Origin of the sequence: Pseudoalteromonas phenolica (assembly GCF_005876835.1) — a bacterium.
In the GTDB taxonomy this organism is placed as follows: domain Bacteria; phylum Pseudomonadota; class Gammaproteobacteria; order Enterobacterales; family Alteromonadaceae; genus Pseudoalteromonas; species Pseudoalteromonas phenolica_B.
This window is the reverse complement of record NZ_PPSW01000024.1, coordinates 74,372-95,192: the sequence shown is the minus strand read 5'-3', so window position 1 is coordinate 95,192 and position 20,821 is coordinate 74,372. Positions and strand designations below refer to the sequence as shown.

Annotated in this window: 17 protein-coding genes; 7 read left to right on the top strand and 10 right to left on the bottom strand. The window is 42.3% G+C overall.

The genetic code is table 11. From position 1 onward, the window contains the following. Positions 1-62 precede the first annotated feature (62 nt). Positions 63-683: a hypothetical protein gene (locus C1E24_RS14770; RefSeq protein ID WP_138482724.1), complete on the top strand. Its 621-nt coding sequence runs from the start codon at positions 63-65 to the stop codon at positions 681-683. Positions 684-708: 25 nt separating this feature from the next. Here the strand turns inward: C1E24_RS14770 and C1E24_RS14765 are convergent, their stop codons facing one another. Then, complete coding sequence (locus C1E24_RS14765; RefSeq protein WP_171040904.1) at positions 709-1,935, bottom strand: response regulator; 1,227 nt, start codon at positions 1,933-1,935, stop codon at positions 709-711. Between the two features lie 225 nt (positions 1,936-2,160). Here C1E24_RS14765 and C1E24_RS14760 point away from each other — a divergent pair, with 225 nt between their 5' ends. From C1E24_RS14760 to rluA, 3 genes are all read left to right on the top strand, one after another. After that, complete coding sequence (locus tag C1E24_RS14760; protein ID WP_138482720.1) at positions 2,161-3,075, top strand: DMT family transporter; 915 nt, start codon at positions 2,161-2,163, stop codon at positions 3,073-3,075. 181 nt (positions 3,076-3,256) lie between these two features. Beyond that, positions 3,257-5,125 carry a methyl-accepting chemotaxis protein gene (locus C1E24_RS14755; RefSeq protein ID WP_171040903.1) on the top strand — a complete coding sequence of 623 codons (1,869 nt, stop codon included), beginning with the start codon at positions 3,257-3,259 and terminating at the stop codon, positions 5,123-5,125. A 126-nt stretch (positions 5,126-5,251) separates the two neighbouring features. Next, the gene (gene rluA / locus C1E24_RS14750; protein WP_138482716.1) at positions 5,252-5,905 is read left to right on the top strand and encodes a bifunctional tRNA pseudouridine(32) synthase/23S rRNA pseudouridine(746) synthase RluA; all 654 of its coding nucleotides are present in this window, start codon (positions 5,252-5,254) and stop codon (positions 5,903-5,905) included. A gap of 53 nt (positions 5,906-5,958) precedes the next feature. Here rluA and C1E24_RS14745 read toward each other — a convergent pair whose 3' ends face one another. From C1E24_RS14745 to nudF, 8 genes are all read right to left on the bottom strand, one after another. Further along, positions 5,959-7,266 (bottom strand): amidohydrolase, encoded by a 1,308-nt coding sequence (locus C1E24_RS14745; RefSeq protein WP_138482714.1) that lies wholly within the window; start codon positions 7,264-7,266, stop codon positions 5,959-5,961. A 113-nt stretch (positions 7,267-7,379) separates the two neighbouring features. Further along, entirely contained in the window at positions 7,380-7,838 is a 459-nt protein-coding gene (locus C1E24_RS14740) for a helix-turn-helix domain-containing protein (RefSeq protein ID WP_138482712.1), read from the bottom strand. 165 nt (positions 7,839-8,003) lie between these two features. After that, complete coding sequence (gene parC / locus C1E24_RS14735; RefSeq protein WP_138482710.1) at positions 8,004-10,301, bottom strand: DNA topoisomerase IV subunit A; 2,298 nt, start codon at positions 10,299-10,301, stop codon at positions 8,004-8,006. 113 nt (positions 10,302-10,414) lie between these two features. Then, positions 10,415-12,304: a DNA topoisomerase IV subunit B gene (gene parE, locus C1E24_RS14730; protein ID WP_138482708.1), complete on the bottom strand. Its 1,890-nt coding sequence runs from the start codon at positions 12,302-12,304 to the stop codon at positions 10,415-10,417. After that, positions 12,285-12,905 carry a YqiA/YcfP family alpha/beta fold hydrolase gene (locus C1E24_RS14725; RefSeq protein ID WP_138482706.1) on the bottom strand — a complete coding sequence of 207 codons (621 nt, stop codon included), beginning with the start codon at positions 12,903-12,905 and terminating at the stop codon, positions 12,285-12,287. Before C1E24_RS14725 ends, parE begins: the two co-directional genes overlap by 20 nt. After that, positions 12,890-13,663: a metallophosphoesterase gene (locus C1E24_RS14720; RefSeq protein WP_138482704.1), complete on the bottom strand. Its 774-nt coding sequence runs from the start codon at positions 13,661-13,663 to the stop codon at positions 12,890-12,892. The genes C1E24_RS14725 and C1E24_RS14720 overlap by 16 nt, the downstream gene beginning before the upstream one ends. Next, on the bottom strand, positions 13,650-14,105 hold the full coding sequence (locus C1E24_RS14715) for a DUF1249 domain-containing protein (protein WP_138482702.1): 456 nt from the start codon (positions 14,103-14,105) through the stop codon (positions 13,650-13,652). The genes C1E24_RS14720 and C1E24_RS14715 overlap by 14 nt, the downstream gene beginning before the upstream one ends. 12 nt (positions 14,106-14,117) lie before the next feature. Next, entirely contained in the window at positions 14,118-14,741 is a 624-nt protein-coding gene (nudF, locus tag C1E24_RS14710; RefSeq protein WP_138482700.1) for an ADP-ribose diphosphatase, read from the bottom strand. Positions 14,742-14,907: 166 nt separating this feature from the next. On the opposite strand from nudF, the gene tolC reads away from it, so the two are divergent. The 3 genes from tolC (at position 14,908) to C1E24_RS14695 (ending at position 17,927) form a co-directional block, all read left to right on the top strand. Further along, positions 14,908-16,248, top strand: coding sequence for an outer membrane channel protein TolC (gene tolC / locus C1E24_RS14705; RefSeq protein WP_138482698.1), 1,341 nt, complete (start codon positions 14,908-14,910; stop codon positions 16,246-16,248). A 121-nt stretch (positions 16,249-16,369) separates the two neighbouring features. Beyond that, positions 16,370-17,296 (top strand): LpxL/LpxP family Kdo(2)-lipid IV(A) lauroyl/palmitoleoyl acyltransferase, encoded by a 927-nt coding sequence (gene lpxL / locus C1E24_RS14700; RefSeq protein WP_138482696.1) that lies wholly within the window; start codon positions 16,370-16,372, stop codon positions 17,294-17,296. Positions 17,297-17,312: 16 nt separating this feature from the next. Beyond that, positions 17,313-17,927, top strand: a complete 615-nt coding sequence (locus C1E24_RS14695) for a TcpQ domain-containing protein (protein ID WP_138482694.1) — start codon at positions 17,313-17,315, stop codon at positions 17,925-17,927. Between the two features lie 56 nt (positions 17,928-17,983). On the opposite strand, the gene glnE is transcribed toward C1E24_RS14695, so the two are convergent. After that, positions 17,984-20,779: a bifunctional [glutamate--ammonia ligase]-adenylyl-L-tyrosine phosphorylase/[glutamate--ammonia-ligase] adenylyltransferase gene (glnE, locus tag C1E24_RS14690; RefSeq protein WP_138482692.1), complete on the bottom strand. Its 2,796-nt coding sequence runs from the start codon at positions 20,777-20,779 to the stop codon at positions 17,984-17,986. Positions 20,780-20,821: the final 42 nt, after the last annotated feature.

The window sequence follows — 20,821 nt, the reverse complement described above, 5'->3', positions numbered from 1 at the left end:
ATTATGTTTTTAATAATCCTCTTAACCAAAAGAGGTTGCCACTTAACTTCAGGGGATGGACGATGATTTTTCAAACTAAAAAAGCACGGGCAAATATCATCAAAGTTTTATTTGAATCTGGGTTAATCGTATTCAGTGTACTATTGGCTTTATTTTTGAGTGAAATGCATTCGCAAGTTAAAAAAGACCAAGAAAAAGTCCGTGCCCTGCAACTCATAAAAGCTGAATTAACAACCAATAAAGCATTGTTAGAACAGTGGCGACCTTATCATCAACAAGTTCTTGCCAATGTTGAATCTGCTATTACCGAGCCACCTGAGTTTCTAGATAGTAGTAAGCAACGAGCATTTATTTTGAGCCAGATGCCAAATGGTTTAGTGCAAGATATGTTAAGAAACTCCGCTTGGGATGCACTCAAGCAATCGGGGATCTCTTCAAATATGCGTATCGAGACTATATCTGCGTTAAATACCCTATATCGCTTCCAAACCTTAAGCATAGAAGCGACTTTGACTCGATTAGGGGATATTTTTTACTCCCGAGAGTCTGTCAGAGAGGCATATTTATTAGAAACACTTTATTTAATGAGAAACCTGCTGCAAGAGCTAACCGCACAAGAAGAGTTTATGATCATCAATTACCAAAATGCCATCAAGGATATAGATAAACTACTCGCTGAGTAGCGCCCTACTCATTAACAAATTGTCACTAAAATAGCTCTACGTCCATTTGGTAGCCATCTTCATCGTCAATGTCTACCTCGGCACCTTGCATAAAGCAGATGTCTTGCTGCGTTGCTGAGATGACGTTTTCTAAATCCCCGACTAAGGATTTCATCTCTTTTAAAATATGCACAAACGTAATATTCACTTCGTTTGAGTTACTCAAGTGCTCAGAGACTTCATCAAATGTATTGGTGATAGAATCAAGGATAAACTCTTCTTGGTCTGGCTCAAGCGCAAGCTTGGGTAATTCAAATTGCATACTCTTGGCGAGGCGTTCGATACTTTCTCCCGCATCTGCTTGATGAACATGTAAGCTCTTGACAAGATCTTGTAATGAGTGGCGAATATTGGTGAAAGCAAAATGGGTTTTCTCGCCTTGTTTCAGCAAGAGATCATTGGTTTCCATCAATCTAAGTTTGGCATCGGTGGCACCTAAAACAGTAGGCAAAACATCTTTGAATCGCCCATATTTTTCAGGGCTGTCTAAAGGCATGTTTTTTACAAGTAAGGTTACTTTTGGATAATTGATAATCGTGCGGCAACCAAAATCAATAAACCGCTTATTAGTTCGACAGCTTTCTAGCAATTCTTGCTCTATGGGCGACAGTAAACCTGAGCTGCAATAGGTAAATGCCTTGCCATTAAAATCAAACAGCACTGAGCATTTCAAGTCTAGGCTAGACGTTAGTTCGAGCAACTGTTTTGCCAATGAATCTAACTGGCGAATACCATAGGTCATTTCAACAAAGCGCATCACCAAGCCAAGCTCACTATTGCCAGTCATCACATCCATCGCGGTGTTATGCGCCGTTTTTATTTCTGTTTTTAATGAATCTCGCTCTGTTTTATATTTGGCTGACACCTTCAATTTGGCAATTAATTCAACGGTATCAAAAGGCTTAAGTTGATAATCATCAGCACCGGCCTCATAGCCTAGCATGCGCTCTCTTAAAGTAGTTTTTCCTGACAAAAATACAATAGGAATTTCTTTCGTTGTATTGTCAGACTTCAAGACCTCGCAGCATTCATAGCCATTTTGGCCAGGCATTTCAACATCGAGCAAAATCACATCGGGTTGTTCAGACTTAGCTATTTCAAAGCCTTCAGGTCCGTTGTATGCATGACAAACACTAAATACCCCATCCGCTGCTTTTCTCACCACTTTATGAATAAAGTTATCATCGTCAATGAGGAGTACTTTGATATCCATGTGTTTCACCATTTTGACCTTGTATTATTTGAAGTATAGAAATAGAAGTTGAAAAGGCTAAAAAAACACCAATATATTTAATACTTAAAACGACTTAGATCAAACATTCCAAGCGCCCTGAAAAACCTCGGTAAAGCCAGTGACTTTCATCCATTTTTTCGAATAAAACTGAAATAAGTATGATATAAAACGTTATTGTCTAGATAAGGGCTTTAAAGGAAAACCATGCACTCTTTGCAGCAGTCAGAAAACTCGAATGATGCACCTGTTATTCTCGCACTCGTCACCGCGATGTTATTTTGGGGCGCGAGTTGGATTTCGGGAAAAATCATTGCCGATATGGCCCCAGCAAAGCTCACCGTTTTTTATCGCCTTGCTCTGGCAAGCGTTAGTATGCTGCCCATTCTTTTTTTGGTAAAAAGATTCAAACTAGTAAATTTGCGCTTTGCTATGCCCGCTTTACTGTGGTCTTTACCCGCAGGACTTTTGTTGGCCAGTTATAATCAGTTGTTCTTCTTAGGCTTACATGACGGTTTACCAGGTAAAGGCGGCATGCTGGTTACAACCATAAACCCCATTATGACATTTGCGCTTGCTGCTATTTTTAATCAGCAAAAGTTTAGGCCTTTGCAGCTCGTGGGTATGCTATTAGGCCTTGCGGGTGGCATGATGATGATTGAGGTTTGGCATTTTGATACCGAGCAGATTTTTGCATCCGGTAACTTATTCTTTGTGCTCGCAGCACTTTCATGGGCTTTTCTGACTCTTGCCAGCCAACGTGGTACACAGTTTGCCGACTTCATGACATTTAGCGCACTAATGTACTTATGGGCCAGCATATTAAGTTATATATTTGCTTTTGATTTAAATCCACTTACTTCAATGACTCACTATCCTGAAGTTTATTGGCACCATATGCTATTTCTGTCTGTGATTGTGGTCAGTATTGCCACGAGTGTGTTTTTCTTAGCAAATCAAAAAATAGGCCCGAGTCGCTCTAGTTCATTTATCTTTGTGGTCCCCGTAACCGCAATGGGATTATCTGTTTGGTATTTTGGAGAAACCATTCCTTTGAGTGTTGCTATCGGCGGCGCGCTGGCTCTTTCAGCTGTCTATTTAATCAATACCAGCAAACAATAAAACTCTTTTAATTTTACTCTTTGAGTTAGGTTGTGTTTTAAGCATTTAAACCCTAGACTTTAGTAGGGTTTAGCATTTAGCTAAGTGAGTGATTGCGCTGAGTTATCACTCACAAATCAACAGATACAAATCAAAACTTTAATAATAATAAATGACTGGCCTCAGGCCTTTGGAGTTATGTGTGAAGTTTAAACACAAAATCATCGTCATATCCTCACTGGTCTTACTGCTTGCACTGACTGTGCTGTCTATAAAACAATACTTCTCGCTGAAAAGTAACCTTGAAAGACAAGTTGAACAGAGCGTAGCCGAAATTATTCAAGGGATCAGCAACACAGTCACAGCTCAAATGCAAGGCAGTGCCAATTTGGCTAGCCTCACCACTGATTTAGTGGCGCAAACAGGCGGTTTAAATGAAGCTGCGCCGCTACTTGCTCAGCAAAAGCTGCAAGAAGAATTCATTCTCATAGGGTATGGTGAAGAGCGCACGGGCAAATATGTTGCCAGCGACCCAAGTTGGAACCCCGGCCCGACATGGGACCCAAGAAAACGTCCTTGGTATCAAGATGCAAAAAATGCAGGCAAACTCATTGTAACTGCTCCATATGCTGATTCTGTATCAAAAGAAATCCTCGTTTCAATTGGCACACCGGTTAAAAAGTCAGGTCAATTTCATGGTGCTATTTTCTTTGACGTGAGCTTGGCAAAGCTCAGTAATATGATTAACTCATTCAACTTATTTGACGCAGGTTTCGCCTTTATGGTCAGTAAAGACGGCACCATTATTTCTCACCCCGATAGCAAATTAAATGGTGAAAAAGCCTCTAAATTTTTAGGCAACACACAATTCAAACAAACCATGCAAAGCATAGAGCTCAATGGTAAAGAGCACATCCTGGTATTTCAACAAGTTGAAGGGTTTGACTGGCTGGTTGGCGTAGCACTGGAAAAAGACAAAGTATTCGCCGCGGTTGATAACTTAACCAGTGACTCAATCACTTTCACTATTTTGTTTGTAATTATTGCTGTTGTACTGCTTTCTATTGTGATTAATATTCTACTTAAGCCGCTCGAAGATATTAATGACGCCATGGCGAATATTGCAAAAGGTAATGCTGATTTAACAGTACGCCTGAACACAGACAGCGACCCTGAATTTGCAGAGCTTGCAGAAAACTTCAACTTATTCACTGCGCGTCTTCAAGGGATCATTGAGCAAATTCAAAGCCTAGGTCGTGAAATTCTTGCCGATGCGAAGCAAACGTCAAATGATGCAAACCAATCTCGTCAAGAAATCTCGCGTCAGGTTAATGCGTTAGGTGCGTTAGTCGAAGCGACAGCCAGTATGTCAGATACTGAACAGCGTGTTGCCAACACAGCCCAAGAGGCCGCTTCTGCGATTCAAAATACAGATACAGCAGCACAAGACGGTCAAAAGGTTGTATCAGAAACCACCTCTTCAATCGCACAATTGTCAGAGCAAATAAGCGATGCTGTTAACGTCGTGAATGAGCTTGAAGTCTCAACAAGTGGTATCGAACAAATTCTGTCTGTGATCAATGGTATTGCCGAGCAAACTAACCTACTAGCACTGAATGCGGCGATTGAAGCAGCCCGTGCCGGAGAATCAGGTCGCGGCTTTGCTGTGGTGGCTGACGAAGTAAGAACACTCGCGCAGCGTACACAAGAAGCGACTACAGAAATCAAGTCAATGATTGATCAACTCCAAGCTGGTGCCATGAGCGCCGTACAAGTGATGAAACAAAGTCAGCAAGTGGTACAAACAACGGTAGGTAAAGCCGATGAAACCAAGCACGCCCTTGATGCTATACGAGATTCAATTGCGCATATTGTTGATTTAAATATGCAAATTGCCAACATGCTGCACGAACAAAGGCAAGTAGTTACAGACGTCAATGACAATGCCTCTGAGATTCGTATTATCTCTGACACTGTGCTCTCTCAAGCAGCTAACGTTGACCAAACCATGCAGTCGCAGTTTGATAAAATTGCTCATCAAGAAGATATGCTTGAGCAGTTTAAAGTTTAGCGAAAATCGATAACTTTATGAATTGAAAACAGACTCCTATGAGTCTGTTTTTGTATGTGAAGTTAACTCGCTTATTGCCTTGGCCTTAGGGTAGAATAGCGACCTTGCTGAAAACGAGGTATTACTGTGCTACTTAACTATGCTCCCCCACTAGACCCATATTTAGATATTCTGTATCAAGATGACGATATGTTGGTCATCAACAAGCCTAGTGGACTGTTAACAGTGCCCGGTAAAGACCCCAAGCATGCCGATTGTGCAATTGCACGAGTAAACCGTGTTTTCCCTAATGCACGTATCGTGCACCGTTTGGATATGGCAACCTCCGGCGTGCTGTGTCTAGCTATGCACAAAGAAGCGCATCGCTTTTTAAGCATTCAGTTTCAAGACCGTTTAACCAACAAATATTACATTGCCCGCGTACATGGCAAGTTAGCACAGCCTTCTGGCTCTGTAAATTTACCCCTAACTTGCGACTGGCCTAACCGACCAAAACAAATGGTGTGTCACGAAAGTGGTAAACCATCTTTGACACATTTTGAAGTGTTAGACTATGAAGCAGCTGCAACGCGCGTAAAACTTACCCCAATCACAGGTCGCTCACATCAATTACGCGTTCACATGTTATCACTGGGTCATGTCATTTTAGGCGACAGGTTATATGCAAAAGGTGAAGCACTTGCGGCAGCAAACCGTTTACAGCTGCATGCCGAGATGTTGCAAATTGCGCACCCTCGCACTGAAAAGATGATGACTTTTACTACGCCTGCGCCTTTTTAATAAAATAGCCGCAGATAATCTTGCGGCTCTTTTATCTTTTAACGAATTAAAAACTACTGTTTAAAAAGATCAAGTGCACTGGCTGTCATGGCTCTTACACCCGTATGTACTGCCAGTTCATAATCTGGTGCAAACTTGCTTGAGTGTAATGAAGGTAGAGACTCACCACTTTGCATTGCGGCTTGATAGCTGCTTGGCTCAACCCCACCTAGCCAGAAAATGGTAATTGGAATGTTTTCTTCGGTACGGCCAAATAAACCAAAGTCTTCGCCCGCCATAACAGGCTCAGCTTTGACAACCTGCGAGTCACCTAACTCCTGTTTAATGCTCTTCGTCATACGAGTTGCAAGTTCAGGATTGTTATAAGTTGATGGAATAGACTCCGATTCATGCACCAACACTTCAGGATAAAGCGACTCATCTAACCCGGCACTTTGTGCAATGCCAGCAGTTAAGCGTTTAATCGCCGCAATTTGCTGCTCTCGCACCGCGGGGTCGTATGAGCGGAGCGTTAGCTGTAACTTTACTTCATTTGAAATAATATTGTGCTTTGAACCACCGTGAATTGAACCGACAGTAATGACAGATGGCTTAAGCGGTGAAATTTCTCGGCTGGTTATGGTTTGCAGACCTAAAACAATGCGAGATGCTAATACCACAGGGTCGATAGTGGTATGTGGGTACGCACCATGTCCGCCTTTGCCTTTGACTGAAATATCTACCGAATCCACGTTTGCTAGCGCATAGCCTGGTGCGATTGCCACTTGCCCAGCAGGGAGGGATGCACTGGTATGTAAACCCAACACATAATCAGGTTTTGCAAACTGCTTAAATAATCCCTCTTTGATCATGGCTTTGGCACCGCCCCCGACTTCTTCAGCAGGCTGAGCAACCATCATCAGGGTCCCTTGCCATTGGTCTTTATGCTTTATTAACTGCTCAGCAGAACCGATCATACTGGTCATGTGAATATCGTGAGCACAGCCATGCATAACACCGACCTGATTATTATGCTTATCTAGCACATTTACTTTTGACGCATACGGTTTACCTGTCTGCTCAACAATAGGTAACCCATCCGTATCCGCGCGGATCATCACAGTTGGGCCGTTGCCATTTTTATATAAACCAACTACGCCAAAACCACCCACATTGCTAGTCACATCAAAACCAAGCTGTTCTAGCTCTTTAGCTAAACGCTTACCTGTTTGCTCTTCTTGATAGGACAATTCTGGATTCTGGTGCAGGTGTAAATAAAGCTGATTGAGTTTAGGTAAACTTTGTTGAACCGATTTATCTAAATCTAGAGCGTGAATATTAGCACTGAGTAATAAGGCTAAGCTAAGAGTCAGTTTTTTCATTTTTTGTTTTTATCTTGTGTAATAAGTGAGCATTAAACTTATCAGCTTCAGTTGCTTTTCGCCAATAGCAACTGGTCTAATACTCACTTTAGAAACTGACAGCACGTAATGAATTAAGTCTGCTCTGCATCACTCCAGATACTATACTTATTGCCAAGCCATAAACAAAAATTGAAGAAATACCCGACTCCCAACATAATGATGCCGCCCGCCAGTGCTGGCTGACTGATCAGGCCTAGTAAACAGAATAAATAACCACTTATGTGACAAGTAAATAATGCCCGAACTGTCGCACGTTTTGACGGCGTTAAATTGAGATAATTTAAAGCAAACCAACATCTGACCCACAGTGGCGCAGCTTGCCATAACTCTTCTTGTGTTTTCATATCTAACCTCGTTTGTTGCAATGTATCTACATTCACTTCTAAAACAGAGGCAAGGCATTTTAATGATTCCAAACTGGCATTATGACCACTTTCAATTCGCTGAATTGTACGAACATTGAGACCAGACATTTCAGCTAACTGCTCTTGAGTTAAGTGCCGACTGACTCTTAATTGTTTTAAAACCATTATTTCTTATTTCCTTGCTTCCAACGAGGTCACTATGAACAAAGTACAGCAACTCAACCACGACTTTTACCCGACACGAAATTTTATTTTTATAGTTCAGATAATTAGCTAATACGATTAGCCATTAAAAAAGCCCGCAATTGCGGGCTTTCAAAGCTTAAATGCTTACTCTGAGCTTTCTGACGAGACCTCTTCAATAGGCTCCGCTTTAGTAAACTCAATTTCGTATTCATCAACACGCTGAAGCCCTCTTGGTAATTTATTACCACGACGACCACGTTCACCATAGTAATGTTCTAAATCACTTGGCTTAAGGGTTAGTTTGCGCTTACCTGCATGTAATGTAACCGATGCACCATCAGGCACACACGCAAGTACTTTTACAAATTCTTCACGCGCTTGTACTTTCGCACTTGGAATAGAGATGATCTTATTACCTTTACCTTTAGCCAGTTTTGGCAAATCACGCAGTGGGAAAATAAGCATTCGACCTTCATTTGAAATTGCCATACAGCGATCGGTTGCAACATCATTCACAGAGATAGGTGCTATGAGCTCAGCTCCTTTTGGCACAGTTACTAGCGCTTTACCATTTTTATTCTTACTGACTAAGTCATTAAAGCCAGTAATGAAGCCATAACCGCCATCAGTGGCCATCAGGTAAAGCTCTTCTTCTTCGCCCATCACCACATGTTCAAATGTCGCGCCACCCGCTAAGCTAAAGCGACCTGTCATTGGTTCACCTTGACTTCTGGCTGACGGTAAGCTGTGGGCATCAGTCGCAAACGCGCGCCCTGTACTGTCTAAGAATACGGCAGGTTGGTTGCTCTTACCCCGTGCTGAGGCTTTATATTCATCGCCTGAACGATAATTTAAGCCTTCTGCATCAATATCATGGCCTTTAGCAACACGTGCCCAGCCTTTTTCAGATAGCACCACAGTAACGGCTTCTGAAGGAATTAAGTCTTTTTCACTTAAGGCTTTTGATTCACCACGCTCAACCACAGGCGAGCGGCGTTCATCACCATAAAGCTCTGCGGCTTCTTGAATTTCTTTTTTCATCAAGGTCGACATACGACGTTCAGAGCCAAGTGTTAGCTCTAACTTGTCACGCTCTGCCGCAAGTTCATCTTGCTCGCCTTTGATTTTCATCTCTTCTAACTTCGCTAAATGACGAAGTTTTAGATCAAGAATGGCCTCAGCTTGCTTGTCAGATAGGCCAAAGCGCGACATCAACTCTGCTTTTGGGTTATCTTCATTACGGATAATTTCGATGACTTCGTCGATATTTAAGAAGGCGATCATTAAACCTTCTAAAATATGCAGTCGAGCAAGTACTTTATCTAAACGATACTGCAAACGACGACGCACTGTTTCACGGCGGAACACAAGCCATTCCGCTAAGATTGAGCGTAAATCTTTAACTTGCGGTCTGCCATCTAAGCCAATCATATTTAGGTTAACACGGTAGCTCTTTTCTAAATCAGTGGTTGCAAATAAGTGCGCCATCAGAGGCTCAACTTTAACTCGATTTGAACGTGGGACAATCACAATGCGCGTTGGGTTTTCGTGATCTGATTCATCGCGAAGGTCGGCGACCATAGGCAGCTTTTTCGCCGTCATTTGCGCTGCAATTTGCTCTAGCACTTTTGCACCCGAGCACTGATGCGGTAAAGCCGTTATCACTACTTCGCCCTGCTCTTCGGCGTACACAGCACGCATTTTTATTGAGCCTTTACCCGTAGTATAGATTTTCTGAATATCCGCTTTTGGCGTGATGATTTCAGCATCGGTTGGGTAATCTGGTGCCTGAACTACCTCTAATAACTCTTCTAACGTTGTTTTCGGCTTATCTAGTAACGTACAGCAAGCAGACGCTAATTCACGTACATTGTGTGGCGGAATATCCGTCGCCATACCAACGGCAATACCCGTTACACCATTAAGAAGAATATGCGGTAAACGCGCAGGCAACACTAACGGCTCGTTCATGGTGCCGTCAAAGTTCGGAGTCCAATCAACGGTGCCTTGACCAAGTTCTTTTAACAGCACTTCTGAGAATTTGGATAATCGGGCTTCGGTATAACGCATTGCCGCGAACGACTTAGGATCGTCTGCGGCACCCCAGTTACCTTGACCATCAACGAGCGGATAGCGATAAGAGAATGGTTGCGCCATTAATACCATGGCTTCGTAACATGCACTGTCACCGTGAGGGTGGTATTTACCCAGTACATCACCGACTGTACGCGCTGACTTTTTATACTTCGCAGCGGCTGAAAGGCCCAGTTCGCTCATCGCATACACAATACGACGTTGTACAGGCTTTAAGCCATCACCTATGTGCGGCAAGGCACGGTCCATGATCACGTACATGGAATAATTGAGGTAAGCGTCTTCAGTGAAGCGCCCCATAGTTTGCTGTTCTATGCCTTGCAATGACAAGGCTTGCGGATCTGTCATATCGCGCCCTATTGTTATTATCTTTATACGTTTTCATTAACTGAAATGAACAAAACGTACAAAGCCGCTAGCGATGAAATCGTTTAGCGGCTATTCAATTTTAAACTCTATTCTTACACTTCGGCTCTGTCGCCATGCTCTTCAAGCCAAGTTTTACGGTCACCCGAGCGCTTTTTCGCAAGCAGCATATCCATCATTTCAATGGTGTGCTCTTCTTCGTCTAATGTCAGCTGTACGAGACGGCGCGTATTAGGGTCCATGGTTGTTTCACGTAACTGCATTGGGTTCATTTCACCCAGACCTTTAAATCGCTGTACGTTCACTTTGCCGCGTTTTTTCTCGGCTTCAATTCTATCTAAAATACCACGCTTTTCGTCTTCATCGAGCGCGTAATAAACTTCTTTACCAATATCAATACGGAATAATGGCGGCATTGCCACATACACATGGCCTGCTTTGACTAAGGTTGGGAAGTGCTTAACAAATAGCGCACACAAGAGTGTCGCAATGTGTAATCCATCCGAATCAGCATCGGCAAGAATACAAATTTTGCCATAGCGCAAGCCCGATAAATCAGTTGAATCAGGGTCGATACCTAAAGCGACTGAAATATCATGTACTTCTTGAGATGCTAGAATTTGTCCTGATTCAACTTCCCAGGTATTTAGGATTTTACCGCGCAGTGGCATGATAGCTTGGAATTCACGGTCTCGGGCTTGCTTCGCAGACCCCCCCGCCGAGTCACCCTCTACTAAAAATAGCTCAGAACGCTCTGTTTCGCTGCCCGAACAGTCGGTGAGTTTACCCGGTAATGCAGGACCTGATGTAACCTTTTTACGCACCACTTTTTTCGCTGCGCGCATACGTTTTTGCGCATTGCTGATACACAATTCAGCCAGTAGTTCAGCCGTTTCTGTATGCTCGTTTAGCCATAGACTAAATGCATCTTTTACAATGCCCGATACAAAGGTCGCACATGAACGCGAAGATAGCTTTTCTTTGGTTTGACCTGCGAATTGTGGATCTTGCATCTTAACCGATAATACGTAGCTACATTTATCCCAGATATCGTCTGGAGTTAGCTTCACACCTCGGGGCAATAAGTTACGGAATTCACAAAACTCACGCATTGCCTCTAATAGACCTTGGCGAAGACCATTGACGTGTGTACCACCCTGTGCTGTCGGTATTAGGTTTACATAGCTTTCTGCGATTGACTCGCCACCTTCAGGTAACCAGTGTAGCGCCCAATCAACACCTTCTGTTGAGCCACTAAAGCTGCCAGTAAAAGGCGATTTTGGTAATACTTCGAAACCACTTGCTGCGTCTTTTAAGTAATCTTCAAGGCCAGCTTCATAGTGCCATTCTTGCGTTTCTTTTGTTTGCTTATTGATAAAGCGAATGCGTAAGCCTGGGCATAATACCGCTTTGGCTTTTAGTAAGTGATTAAGCCTAGATAAAGAGAAGTTTGCTGAGTCGAAGTAACTTGCATCAGGCCAAAAGTGGACTGAAGTACCTGTATTACGCTTACCTACCGTGCCCGTCACTTCTAGGTCTTGTACTTTATCGCCGTTTTCAAATGCCATTTCATAGACTTGAGCATCACGACGCACGCTAATTTCAACACGTGTTGATAAGGCGTTTACGACTGAAATACCTACCCCGTGTAGACCACCTGAAAACTGATAATTTTTGTTTGAGAACTTACCACCAGCATGCAGTTTGGTCAGGATCAGCTCTACCCCAGGAATGCCTTCTTCAGGGTGAATATCAATTGGCATACCTCGGCCATCATCGATAACCTCTAGTGAGTTATCTTCATGCAGGATGACGTCAATCTTGGTTGCGTGGCCAGCTAATGCTTCATCAACACTGTTATCTATTACTTCTTGGCCTAAATGATTAGGTCGAGTGGTATCTGTGTACATTCCCGGGCGACGTTTTACAGGCTCTAACCCGTTTAAAACTTCTATCGCTTCGGCATTATAATTCTGCTGGCTCATGGCTTAATTCTTTATCTTTTTTATTCGATTTGTTGTACGTGATTTTAAGAAATTTGGCAACGGTGTCAAAGTAGCGTTCAAAACCCATAAAACTGTGATCACCGGCAAACTCTACATGTTGCGCGCTTTGTTTGAAATAATCAACCGCTTGATGAAATGGAAGCACTTCATCGCCCATTTGTTGCAGCAATAAAATATTGCTTGGCTGAGAAAGCGTCTCAACATAAAACGACTTTAGTGCAGCAACATGCTCTAAGGTAAGTTCGTAGTGCATGTCTTGATAGGGATTATACTGCGGTCCCAAGTAATCTGCTAATAATTCAAAAGGCTTAACTGCCGGATTAATCACAACTGCTTTAATGTTATGCAACTGCGACAAATAGGTAGCATAATATCCTCCTAGTGAACTACCCAACAACACCGTATGCTGGTCAATAAGCTGTGTTAGCTGAATGATGGCAATTCTGGGATCAAAGTGTAATCTCGGTGAGGTGTACTCAATATCAGGATAATGCGTTGATATCCATTGCCCAAACTGTTGCGCTTTAAATGACTTCTCTGAGCTATTAAACCCGTGGATATAAATTACGCGTTTAACCATACCACCTCTGTTTTAAATGCTGAACGCGAGAACTCAATTAAACGCACTGCGGGCCCCAAGTTTTGCTGCTGCCAATTAGGCGTTGCTTTAGAAAACTGAATCGAAGTGGCAGGTGTTGCTAACACAGGCAACCCTCTAAAGCTTTGCGAGTAATCGTTATGCACATGGCCGTGAATAAGCGCTTTTACTTTTTCGCTATTAACCAAAGCGTTTAATAACTGCGGCCCATTTTCTAAAATGTGTTTATCTAAATACCCGTTGATTGGCACTGGATGGTGATGACATAGCGCGAGCACATGGTTTTCAGTTTCATGCAAAAGCGTGTTTAATTCTTCTAAGTGACTTTGCTTACACCAGCCTGCTGGCGTGTCGCCTTTTGAATTCAGTAGTAATACTTCAACGCCATCTGCAACTAGTTTTTTATGTGGCAGTATTTGAGTGTTTTCAATCGCTGCATACTCACAGGGTTCATCGTGATTCCCAGGCAACCAAAAGACAGGACAAGTTAAACCACTTTTTTTAAGCAGTTCAGAAAACAACTGATAAGACTCAGTAGTATGATCTTGGGTAATATCGCCACCAAATATTGCCGCATCTAATTGCTGTGTAGCAAGGAAATCGAAGGTTGCCGTTAAATTGCTCGCTGTATTAACAGAAAAATATTCACCTTCTCTGTTAGCGAATAAGTGACAATCAGTAAAATGAGCAAGCTTTAAATGGCGAGTATCAAAAGTATAAGCTTGTTCAAACCATGCCATTGTTCACATCCCAGTTTAAAGGTACTCGACCACTTTCTAGACATGCCATCAGCCAGTCGCCTAAAAAAGCATTCAGCTGATATTTTTCATCTTTGTGATGCATACTCGGGTTAGGATAACCGTATGAGGGCTTAATACGCTGATGAAAATCATGATGTACCACTTCGGCCACCTTGGCATCATGGTATAGACGCACAGCGATATCTAGTTCAGGCAGATAGTCGCTGATTGTTGAAGTTTGTTTAATCGAGATATCTGTGGTGTATTTCGCACAGTCGTCAATATGTACTTCGTAACTGGCATTGGCTAATACGATTTTTCGCTTTTCGCCAACCACTTCTTCAGGTAATACTTTTAACGCGCGTAAGTAGTTACGCTCACATAAGGTAATATACTTAGGGAGAGATTGAATATACGCTTGCCTAGTAACCACATTACTCAACTGTGCACCTCTTTACTCTGCTTGCCATTGTTCCAAAATACGAGCTTTATTTAACGCTAACCATTGTAGACTAATCACAGTCGCAGCGTTATCAATTTCTCCACTGTTTAGGCGTGCAATCGCTTCATCATAAGGCATAACATGCACTTTGATATCTTCGTCTTCGTTATCTAAGCCATAGATACCACCTGCATTGGATAAGTCTGTTTTCGCCAGATATAAATATAATCGCTCAGTGGTACCGCCAGGACTTGATAAATATGATGTCATAAACTCAAGTTCTTGCAGTTCTAAGCCGGCTTCTTCTTTGGCTTCTTTGCGAACCACTTCCTCATAGTCAGTCGACCCCTCGGCCATGCCAGCAATACATTCTAGTAACCAAGGTGAGTCTTTTGTTGCCAGCGCGCCTATGCGAATTTGCTCAATAAGTAGTACATTATCTGTACTCGGATCGTACGGTAAAACAGCCACAGCATGGCCGCGCTCTAGTATTTCTCTGCGCACAGTTTGACTCATACCACCAGCAAAAAGCGCATGATTAAATTTATACGCATGAATTTTAAAGAAGCCATCAAAAACCGGCTCAATTGATGTGATTTTTACATCATTTTCATTAAATTGATTTATAGACTTCATAAATTTACCTTTAAAAATAGGGATCTAGACGCAAAAAACTAGGTATTTCAACTGTAATATATTCTGTTACACTTGAGCGTAAACTTTTACGTATTTACCCCTTTGCTATTGATGAAAACACGGTAACATACTCTCAATTAAAAATTGTCTAAGGATCGAGCGACAAATGAAAAAAAGCTTATTATCACTACTTGTTGGTTTATCATGCGCTTTAACCAGCACGATTTCTCAAGCCGAAGACTTATTACAAGTTTACGACATTGCAACTGCCAATGATCCTACGGTATTAAAAGCCAAAGCCCAAGCTGACGCACAGAAATACGCCACTGATAGCGCCCTAGCTGATTTATTGCCTTCTCTTAATTTTTCAATGAGCTATGGTGAAACAGATACAGATGGCTATGACGGTAACGACGCAACAGGTTATGTGTTTGGTAGTTCATCTTCTGACTCATTCACGAGAAAAATTAGCCTTTCGCAAACAATCTTTAATTTAGGTGTTTGGCAAAACCTAGACATTGCAGAAAAGCGCGCACTTCAGTCAAGCTCTCAATACGCGTTAGCTCAACAAGATTTAATTGTTCGTATTGCCCAAGGTTATTTTGATGTTCTCAGTAAATTAGACAACCTTGAATTCGTTCAAGCAGAAAAACGTGCAATCGAAAGACAATTAGAGCAAACAAAACAGCGTTATGAAGTAGGTCTAACTGCAATTACTGATGTGCATGAAGCCCAAGCTCAGTTTGACCGTGCTGTTGCCGATGAAATTGTTGCTTCAAATGATGTTGAAACAGCACGTGAAACGCTTCGCACTATTACAGGAAAATATCACAGTAAACTTGATGCGCTTAATACAGATACTTTTTCGACTGTGAAACCTTCGAAGAAATCGACAGACTTTATTGATGTGGCAAAAGAGCGTAATTTATCTTTGCAGATCACTAAAGCAACACTCGACATTGCATCAGATGAAATCGACAGAGCTAAGTCTGGTCACTACCCTACATTGGGTTTTAGTGCATCTTATTCTGATGGTTTAACTAATGCAGCAGGTGCAGACGGTAAACCTCGTGGTGACACGACTCAAGTTGGATTAACTTTAAACGTCCCAATCTACTCTGGTGGTAAAACACAAGCAGCTACTGAGCAAGCAAGAGCAAACTTTGTCGCCGCGAGTGAAGACCTTGAGAAGAGTATGCGTGACATCACACGCTCGGTGATCACGTCTTATAACCAAGTGGTGTCTGATGTTGCGACTTACCGCGCACTAGAGCAAGCCGTTGTTTCTGCTGAGAGTGCTTTACAAGCAACAGAAGCGGGTTTTGAAGTAGGTACTCGTACCATTGTTGACGTACTAGTTAGTACACGAAACTTATATGCAGCAAAACGTAACCTTGCTAACCTGCGTTATCAATACGTACTTTCTTCACTTAGACTTAAGCAAGCGACAGGTACGCTTTCAAGAGCTGACCTTGAAGCTATCAACAAAGGTCTTGTTGAAGGCTAAAATTAAGTCCAGTTAAACAGACACTTAAAATTCTTTTTTCAAAAGCCGGCACTCGCCGGCTTTTGTATTTTGAAAAGCTTATCGTTAAACTATCGACAATTCTGTGTACGAGAGAACTTTTGTGGTCACAAATCCATCTTTTAAACTCGCTTTTTTGGCACCAAAGTATTGGTTAACTTGGCTTGGTGTGCTTTTCCTTTACCTAATTTCTTGGCTTCCGCAAAAAATACAAATATGGTTAGGTCAAGGCCTGGGAAAATTAGTTCATAAATATGTTAAGAAACGCCGCAAAATTGCCGAAGTAAATATAAAACTCTGTTTTCCTGATATGAGCGAGGCTGAACAGGCTAAACTCGTAAAAGAGAATATGGAAAACACAGGCGTGGCAACATTAGAAACTGGCATGGCATGGTGGTGGCCAAATTGGCGAGTTAAAAATGTGATTGGTTCAATTAAAGGCTTTGAACATGTTGAGCGCGTGCAGGCCGATGGTAAAGGGGTACTTTTACTTGTACCGCATATGCTGCACCTTGAAATGCTAGGGCGAATTGTCGGTTCAATTCAGCCGGGAGTTGGATTTTACCGTCCACATAACAATGCCTTGATGGAGTTTTTTATGACTCGAGGACGACTTCGTTCGAATGAGGCATTAGTCGGTAAAAGAGATGTAAAAGGTTTATTACAGTCACTAAAAAACAAAAAAATGTGTTACTACTTACCCGATCAGGATTATGGCCGTAATCGCTGTGAGTTTACTTCATTTTATGCGGTAAAAGACACAGCAACAACGACAGGGACCTTGCTATTCGCAGCAAGTAAACACTGTGAGGCATTAAGCTTATCAGGCTCTCGAGATGAACAAGGTAAGTATCATATTGAATTTCATCCACTACTAGAGGACTTTCCTAGTGGTAATGACAATAATGATGTTAGACGTGTAAATGAGCGTATGGAGCAGTCAATTGATAAAGCACCTTCACAATATATGTGGCTGCACCGCAGGTTCAAAACACGACCTGATGAAAACGCTCCATCGTACTACAAGTAAAATATGAGTCTTATGTATGGCTAAAAAGAATAAAAGAAAAAAGTCGTCTTCAACTGGTTTTTGGGTAAAACACCTCGCCCTAAGCGCAATTTTAATTGCTGCGGCCTATTATGTGCTTAACGGTACATTACCAGAAAATATGGACATGACCAAAACCAGTAATGCTGCAGCGCAAGGTCTATCGCAGTTTTATGAGAGCTTTAGGAATCGTGTTAGCGAGCGAGACACTGAACGTGATCAGTATGTTATAAATTTAGGAAAACCAACTTTTCCTCTAGATGATGCGTTGGCACAACGCGGTCTGGTTGTAAAGCCTTCCTCTCCCGGTTGGACCGGTGAGCTAGCGCCACGACGCTTTGAATCAGGTGGTACTTTGAAAGAAGTCTTAGCCAACTATGCGCGCGAAGAAGGCATTGAACTATTTTGGTATTTAGAAAGAGATTATGTCGTCAAACATAACTTCAGAGTCGATAGTAATTTTGTGTCGGCACTTTATCAGGTTGGTCGCGCAATCAATGATGACTTCGAGTACGAAGTGTATACTTTCTTTTGCCCTAACCATCGCGCAGCAGTCATTACACAAAAGCCTTCTCACTTCGTCAGAACGAATTGTAGAAGGTTAAGTAAGTAAATCACCAACAAAAAACGGGGCTAAAATTAGCCCCATTTTTTATTCTGGAAGCAGGCTTAGTTAAAAAGTTGCTGCCAAATATTTCTGACCTGTTCTACCTGCTCGGCTACCAGCTCTCTTGGCACGCACCGACCCTGCTGATTTAAACTATTTAAGTGATAATGCTCACGAAGTGTGCAATAACATTCTGTCAATATAGCTTGTTGCTCTGAGCTAATGACACCTTGCTGCGCAGCACTCTCTAGAATACGAATATTATCTGAAAAGTGCGTGAGTTTATGATAATGCTTAGCATGATTTAACACTAAAAACTGAGCGATAAACTCAATGTCTGTCATGCCTCCATGACCTTGTTTTAAATCAAATGCTTGTTTACTGTCTTTAGAAAGATGCGTGCGCATTTTTTCGCGCATTTTGACAACATCATCTTTCAATTGAGCTTCATCTCTTGCTGTACATAAAATATCTTTTCGGATCTCCGCAAAGCGCTCTACTAACTCTGTCTCACCATTAATCATTCTCGCGCGGGTCAAAGCTTGATGCTCCCATGTCCACGCTTGTGACTGCTGATAATGATTAAAGCTTTCAATATTAATCGCCAACAAGCCAGAGTTACCCTCAGGGCGAAGCCTTGTATCAAGCTCATACAAAATGCCTGACGCCGTACGAGTATTGAATAAGTGCATTAAACGCTGAGCAAGTTTTAAATAAAACTGACGAGAGGAGATCTGCTTATTGCCAATCGTGCTGCTATCACCTTGTTGATTATGAACAAACACCAAATCAAGATCTGAGTCATAGCCTAGCTCCAAGCCTCCAGCTTTGCCGTAAGCAATGACTGCAAAGCCCTTACTAAGCTCATTACAGCCCTGTGGCTCACCGTAGCGGCTCACCATTTGCTGCCAAGCTAAATTCACTGACTGAGATACGATAGCTTCAGAAAGCGCTGTAAGATGATCACTGACTTTCATGATACTCAACACACCGGTCGCATCCGCGGCGGCAATACGTAATTGATGCGCTTGTTTAAATTGTCTTAGCGCTTCCATTTGTAACTCGAGATCATCTTGCTCAATGCGTAAGAAATACTGCCTAATTTCAGTCTGATATTCACTCAAGGGTAAAGGTTTATAAAGCGCTGCGGGGTCAATTAGTTCATCAAGCAATATTGGATATTTCGCAATATGTTCAGCGATCCACTTGCTATGGCCACACAACAGAACCAATTGCTTAAGTGCGCCCTGATTCTCAAACAGTAATTCTAAATAAGTAGTTCGAGTCGCAATCATTTCAACAATGTTTAAAACCCGCTGCAACAACTCAGCTGAGCTTTTTTGCTGTGCCAGGGCATGCAGTAGAGCTGGCATTAACTTATCGAGTATATCTCGCCCTCTTATGCCTACATGACGCTTATTCAGCTTGGCATCAAACTCAACCAGCACATTTTGCCATTGCGCTAATTTTTCAGCTTCGAGTATACCTTCTAATTGTAAGCAATCTCTTTGTAACCAGGCATAGCTATAGCTGTCGTCAAAACTCGTTTGCTCTTGAGGTTCATCACCCACCACTAAAGCAAATTCTTGTCGAACAGACTCCATCACTTGGTTAATCTGCGGCAAAGTTGACTGAAAATCTGGCTGGCCGAGCAAATGAGCCAGTCTCGCTTTATCTAACTCAGCATCAGGTAAAGTTTGCGTTTGTTGATCATCAAATGCTTGCAGGTATTGCTCGACTCTGCGAAGAAATAAATAATGACGCTTCAAACTAATGCTGACCTCACTCGGTAAAATATCAAGCTGAGTTAATTCTGAAATGGCAACCAATATAGAGGGGGTTTGCAGGCCAACATCTCGACCTCCGCGGATCATCTGAAGTGCTTGAACTATAAATTCGACTTCACGAATACCACCTGCACCGAGTTTGATATTATTTACCAACCCTTTTCTGCGTACCTCTTGCGCGATGAGATGCTTCATTTTCCTAAGCGACTCAATCACTGAAAAGTCGATATAACGGCGATATACAAAAGGTTTAAGTAGTTGCTTAAATTCATCCCAATAACAGGTTTCTTCCCCTAACGGCCTTGCTTTGAGCATCGCATAACGCTCCCACTCACGGCCTTGGTCTTGGTAATAATCTTCAATGGCAGCAAAGCTCATCACCAAAGGTCCGCTTTCACCGAATGGTCGAAGGCGCATATCCACTCTGAATACCTGCCCGTCTGCAGTCACTTGGTTTAACGCGCTAATCAGCTTTTGCGCAACCTTAGTGTAAAACACTTGGGATTCGAAACTGCGCCTACCGCCTTGCGTCGGTACATTTCTTGGGTAAGTAAAAATTAAATCAATGTCTGATGAAAAGTTAAGCTCTCCGCCACCGAGCTTACCCATACCTAAAACCAACATTGGCAGAGGGTTTCCTAGTTCATCTAACGGGACGCCACATTGTTTTGTTGTTTGAGCAAATGCCCATTGATTCGCAGCCTTGATTAAAGCTTCTGACAGCTTAGAAATATACTCAATACTGTCTTCGATGGGGTTTTGATGAACCAAATCTAACCACATCACCTTTAACCAATACTGCTGACGATATAAACGCAGTTGTTTAAAACATGCCAGCTCACTCAATTCGGTAAGGTCGTCTGTCAGTGGCTCTGGAATAATACGACAGTCAACATTAAGTTGCTGTAACCAAGTCCCTAACTCCGGTCGTTTTTCTAAAATTCTAAATGCAAAATCACTGAGCCCTATTAACCGCCCAAGTTGCTCATCATAGGGCTGTGCGCCATATAATTGCTGCCAACGTTGCTCAGCTAATTGCAAAAGTGAAAGCGGAAAATCGACCTGATGCATAAAAAATCTCCAAAGCTAGGTAGCTCAATGAGTTGGGAGTCG

What these genes read in the sequence shown, in the direction of transcription:
- C1E24_RS14770 (WP_138482724.1), top strand. Translation starts at nt 63, where the DNA reads ATGATTTTTCAAACTAAAAAAGCACGGGCAAATATCATCAAAGTTTTA.
- C1E24_RS14725 (WP_138482706.1), bottom strand. Translation starts at nt 12,905, where the DNA reads ATGGTTAAACGCGTAATTTATATCCACGGGTTTAATAGCTCAGAGAAG.
- C1E24_RS14695 (WP_138482694.1), top strand. Translation starts at nt 17,313, where the DNA reads ATGGCTAAAAAGAATAAAAGAAAAAAGTCGTCTTCAACTGGTTTTTGG.
- tolC (WP_138482698.1), top strand. Translation starts at nt 14,908, where the DNA reads ATGAAAAAAAGCTTATTATCACTACTTGTTGGTTTATCATGCGCTTTA.
- parE (WP_138482708.1), bottom strand. Translation starts at nt 12,304, where the DNA reads ATGAGCCAGCAGAATTATAATGCCGAAGCGATAGAAGTTTTAAACGGG.
- parC (WP_138482710.1), bottom strand. Translation starts at nt 10,301, where the DNA reads ATGACAGATCCGCAAGCCTTGTCATTGCAAGGCATAGAACAGCAAACT.
- C1E24_RS14760 (WP_138482720.1), top strand. Translation starts at nt 2,161, where the DNA reads ATGCACTCTTTGCAGCAGTCAGAAAACTCGAATGATGCACCTGTTATT.
- C1E24_RS14740 (WP_138482712.1), bottom strand. Translation starts at nt 7,838, where the DNA reads ATGGTTTTAAAACAATTAAGAGTCAGTCGGCACTTAACTCAAGAGCAG.
- C1E24_RS14720 (WP_138482704.1), bottom strand. Translation starts at nt 13,663, where the DNA reads ATGGCATGGTTTGAACAAGCTTATACTTTTGATACTCGCCATTTAAAG.
- nudF (WP_138482700.1), bottom strand. Translation starts at nt 14,741, where the DNA reads ATGAAGTCTATAAATCAATTTAATGAAAATGATGTAAAAATCACATCA.
- glnE (WP_138482692.1), bottom strand. Translation starts at nt 20,779, where the DNA reads ATGCATCAGGTCGATTTTCCGCTTTCACTTTTGCAATTAGCTGAGCAA.
- C1E24_RS14745 (WP_138482714.1), bottom strand. Translation starts at nt 7,266, where the DNA reads ATGAAAAAACTGACTCTTAGCTTAGCCTTATTACTCAGTGCTAATATT.
- C1E24_RS14765 (WP_171040904.1), bottom strand. Translation starts at nt 1,935, where the DNA reads ATGGATATCAAAGTACTCCTCATTGACGATGATAACTTTATTCATAAA.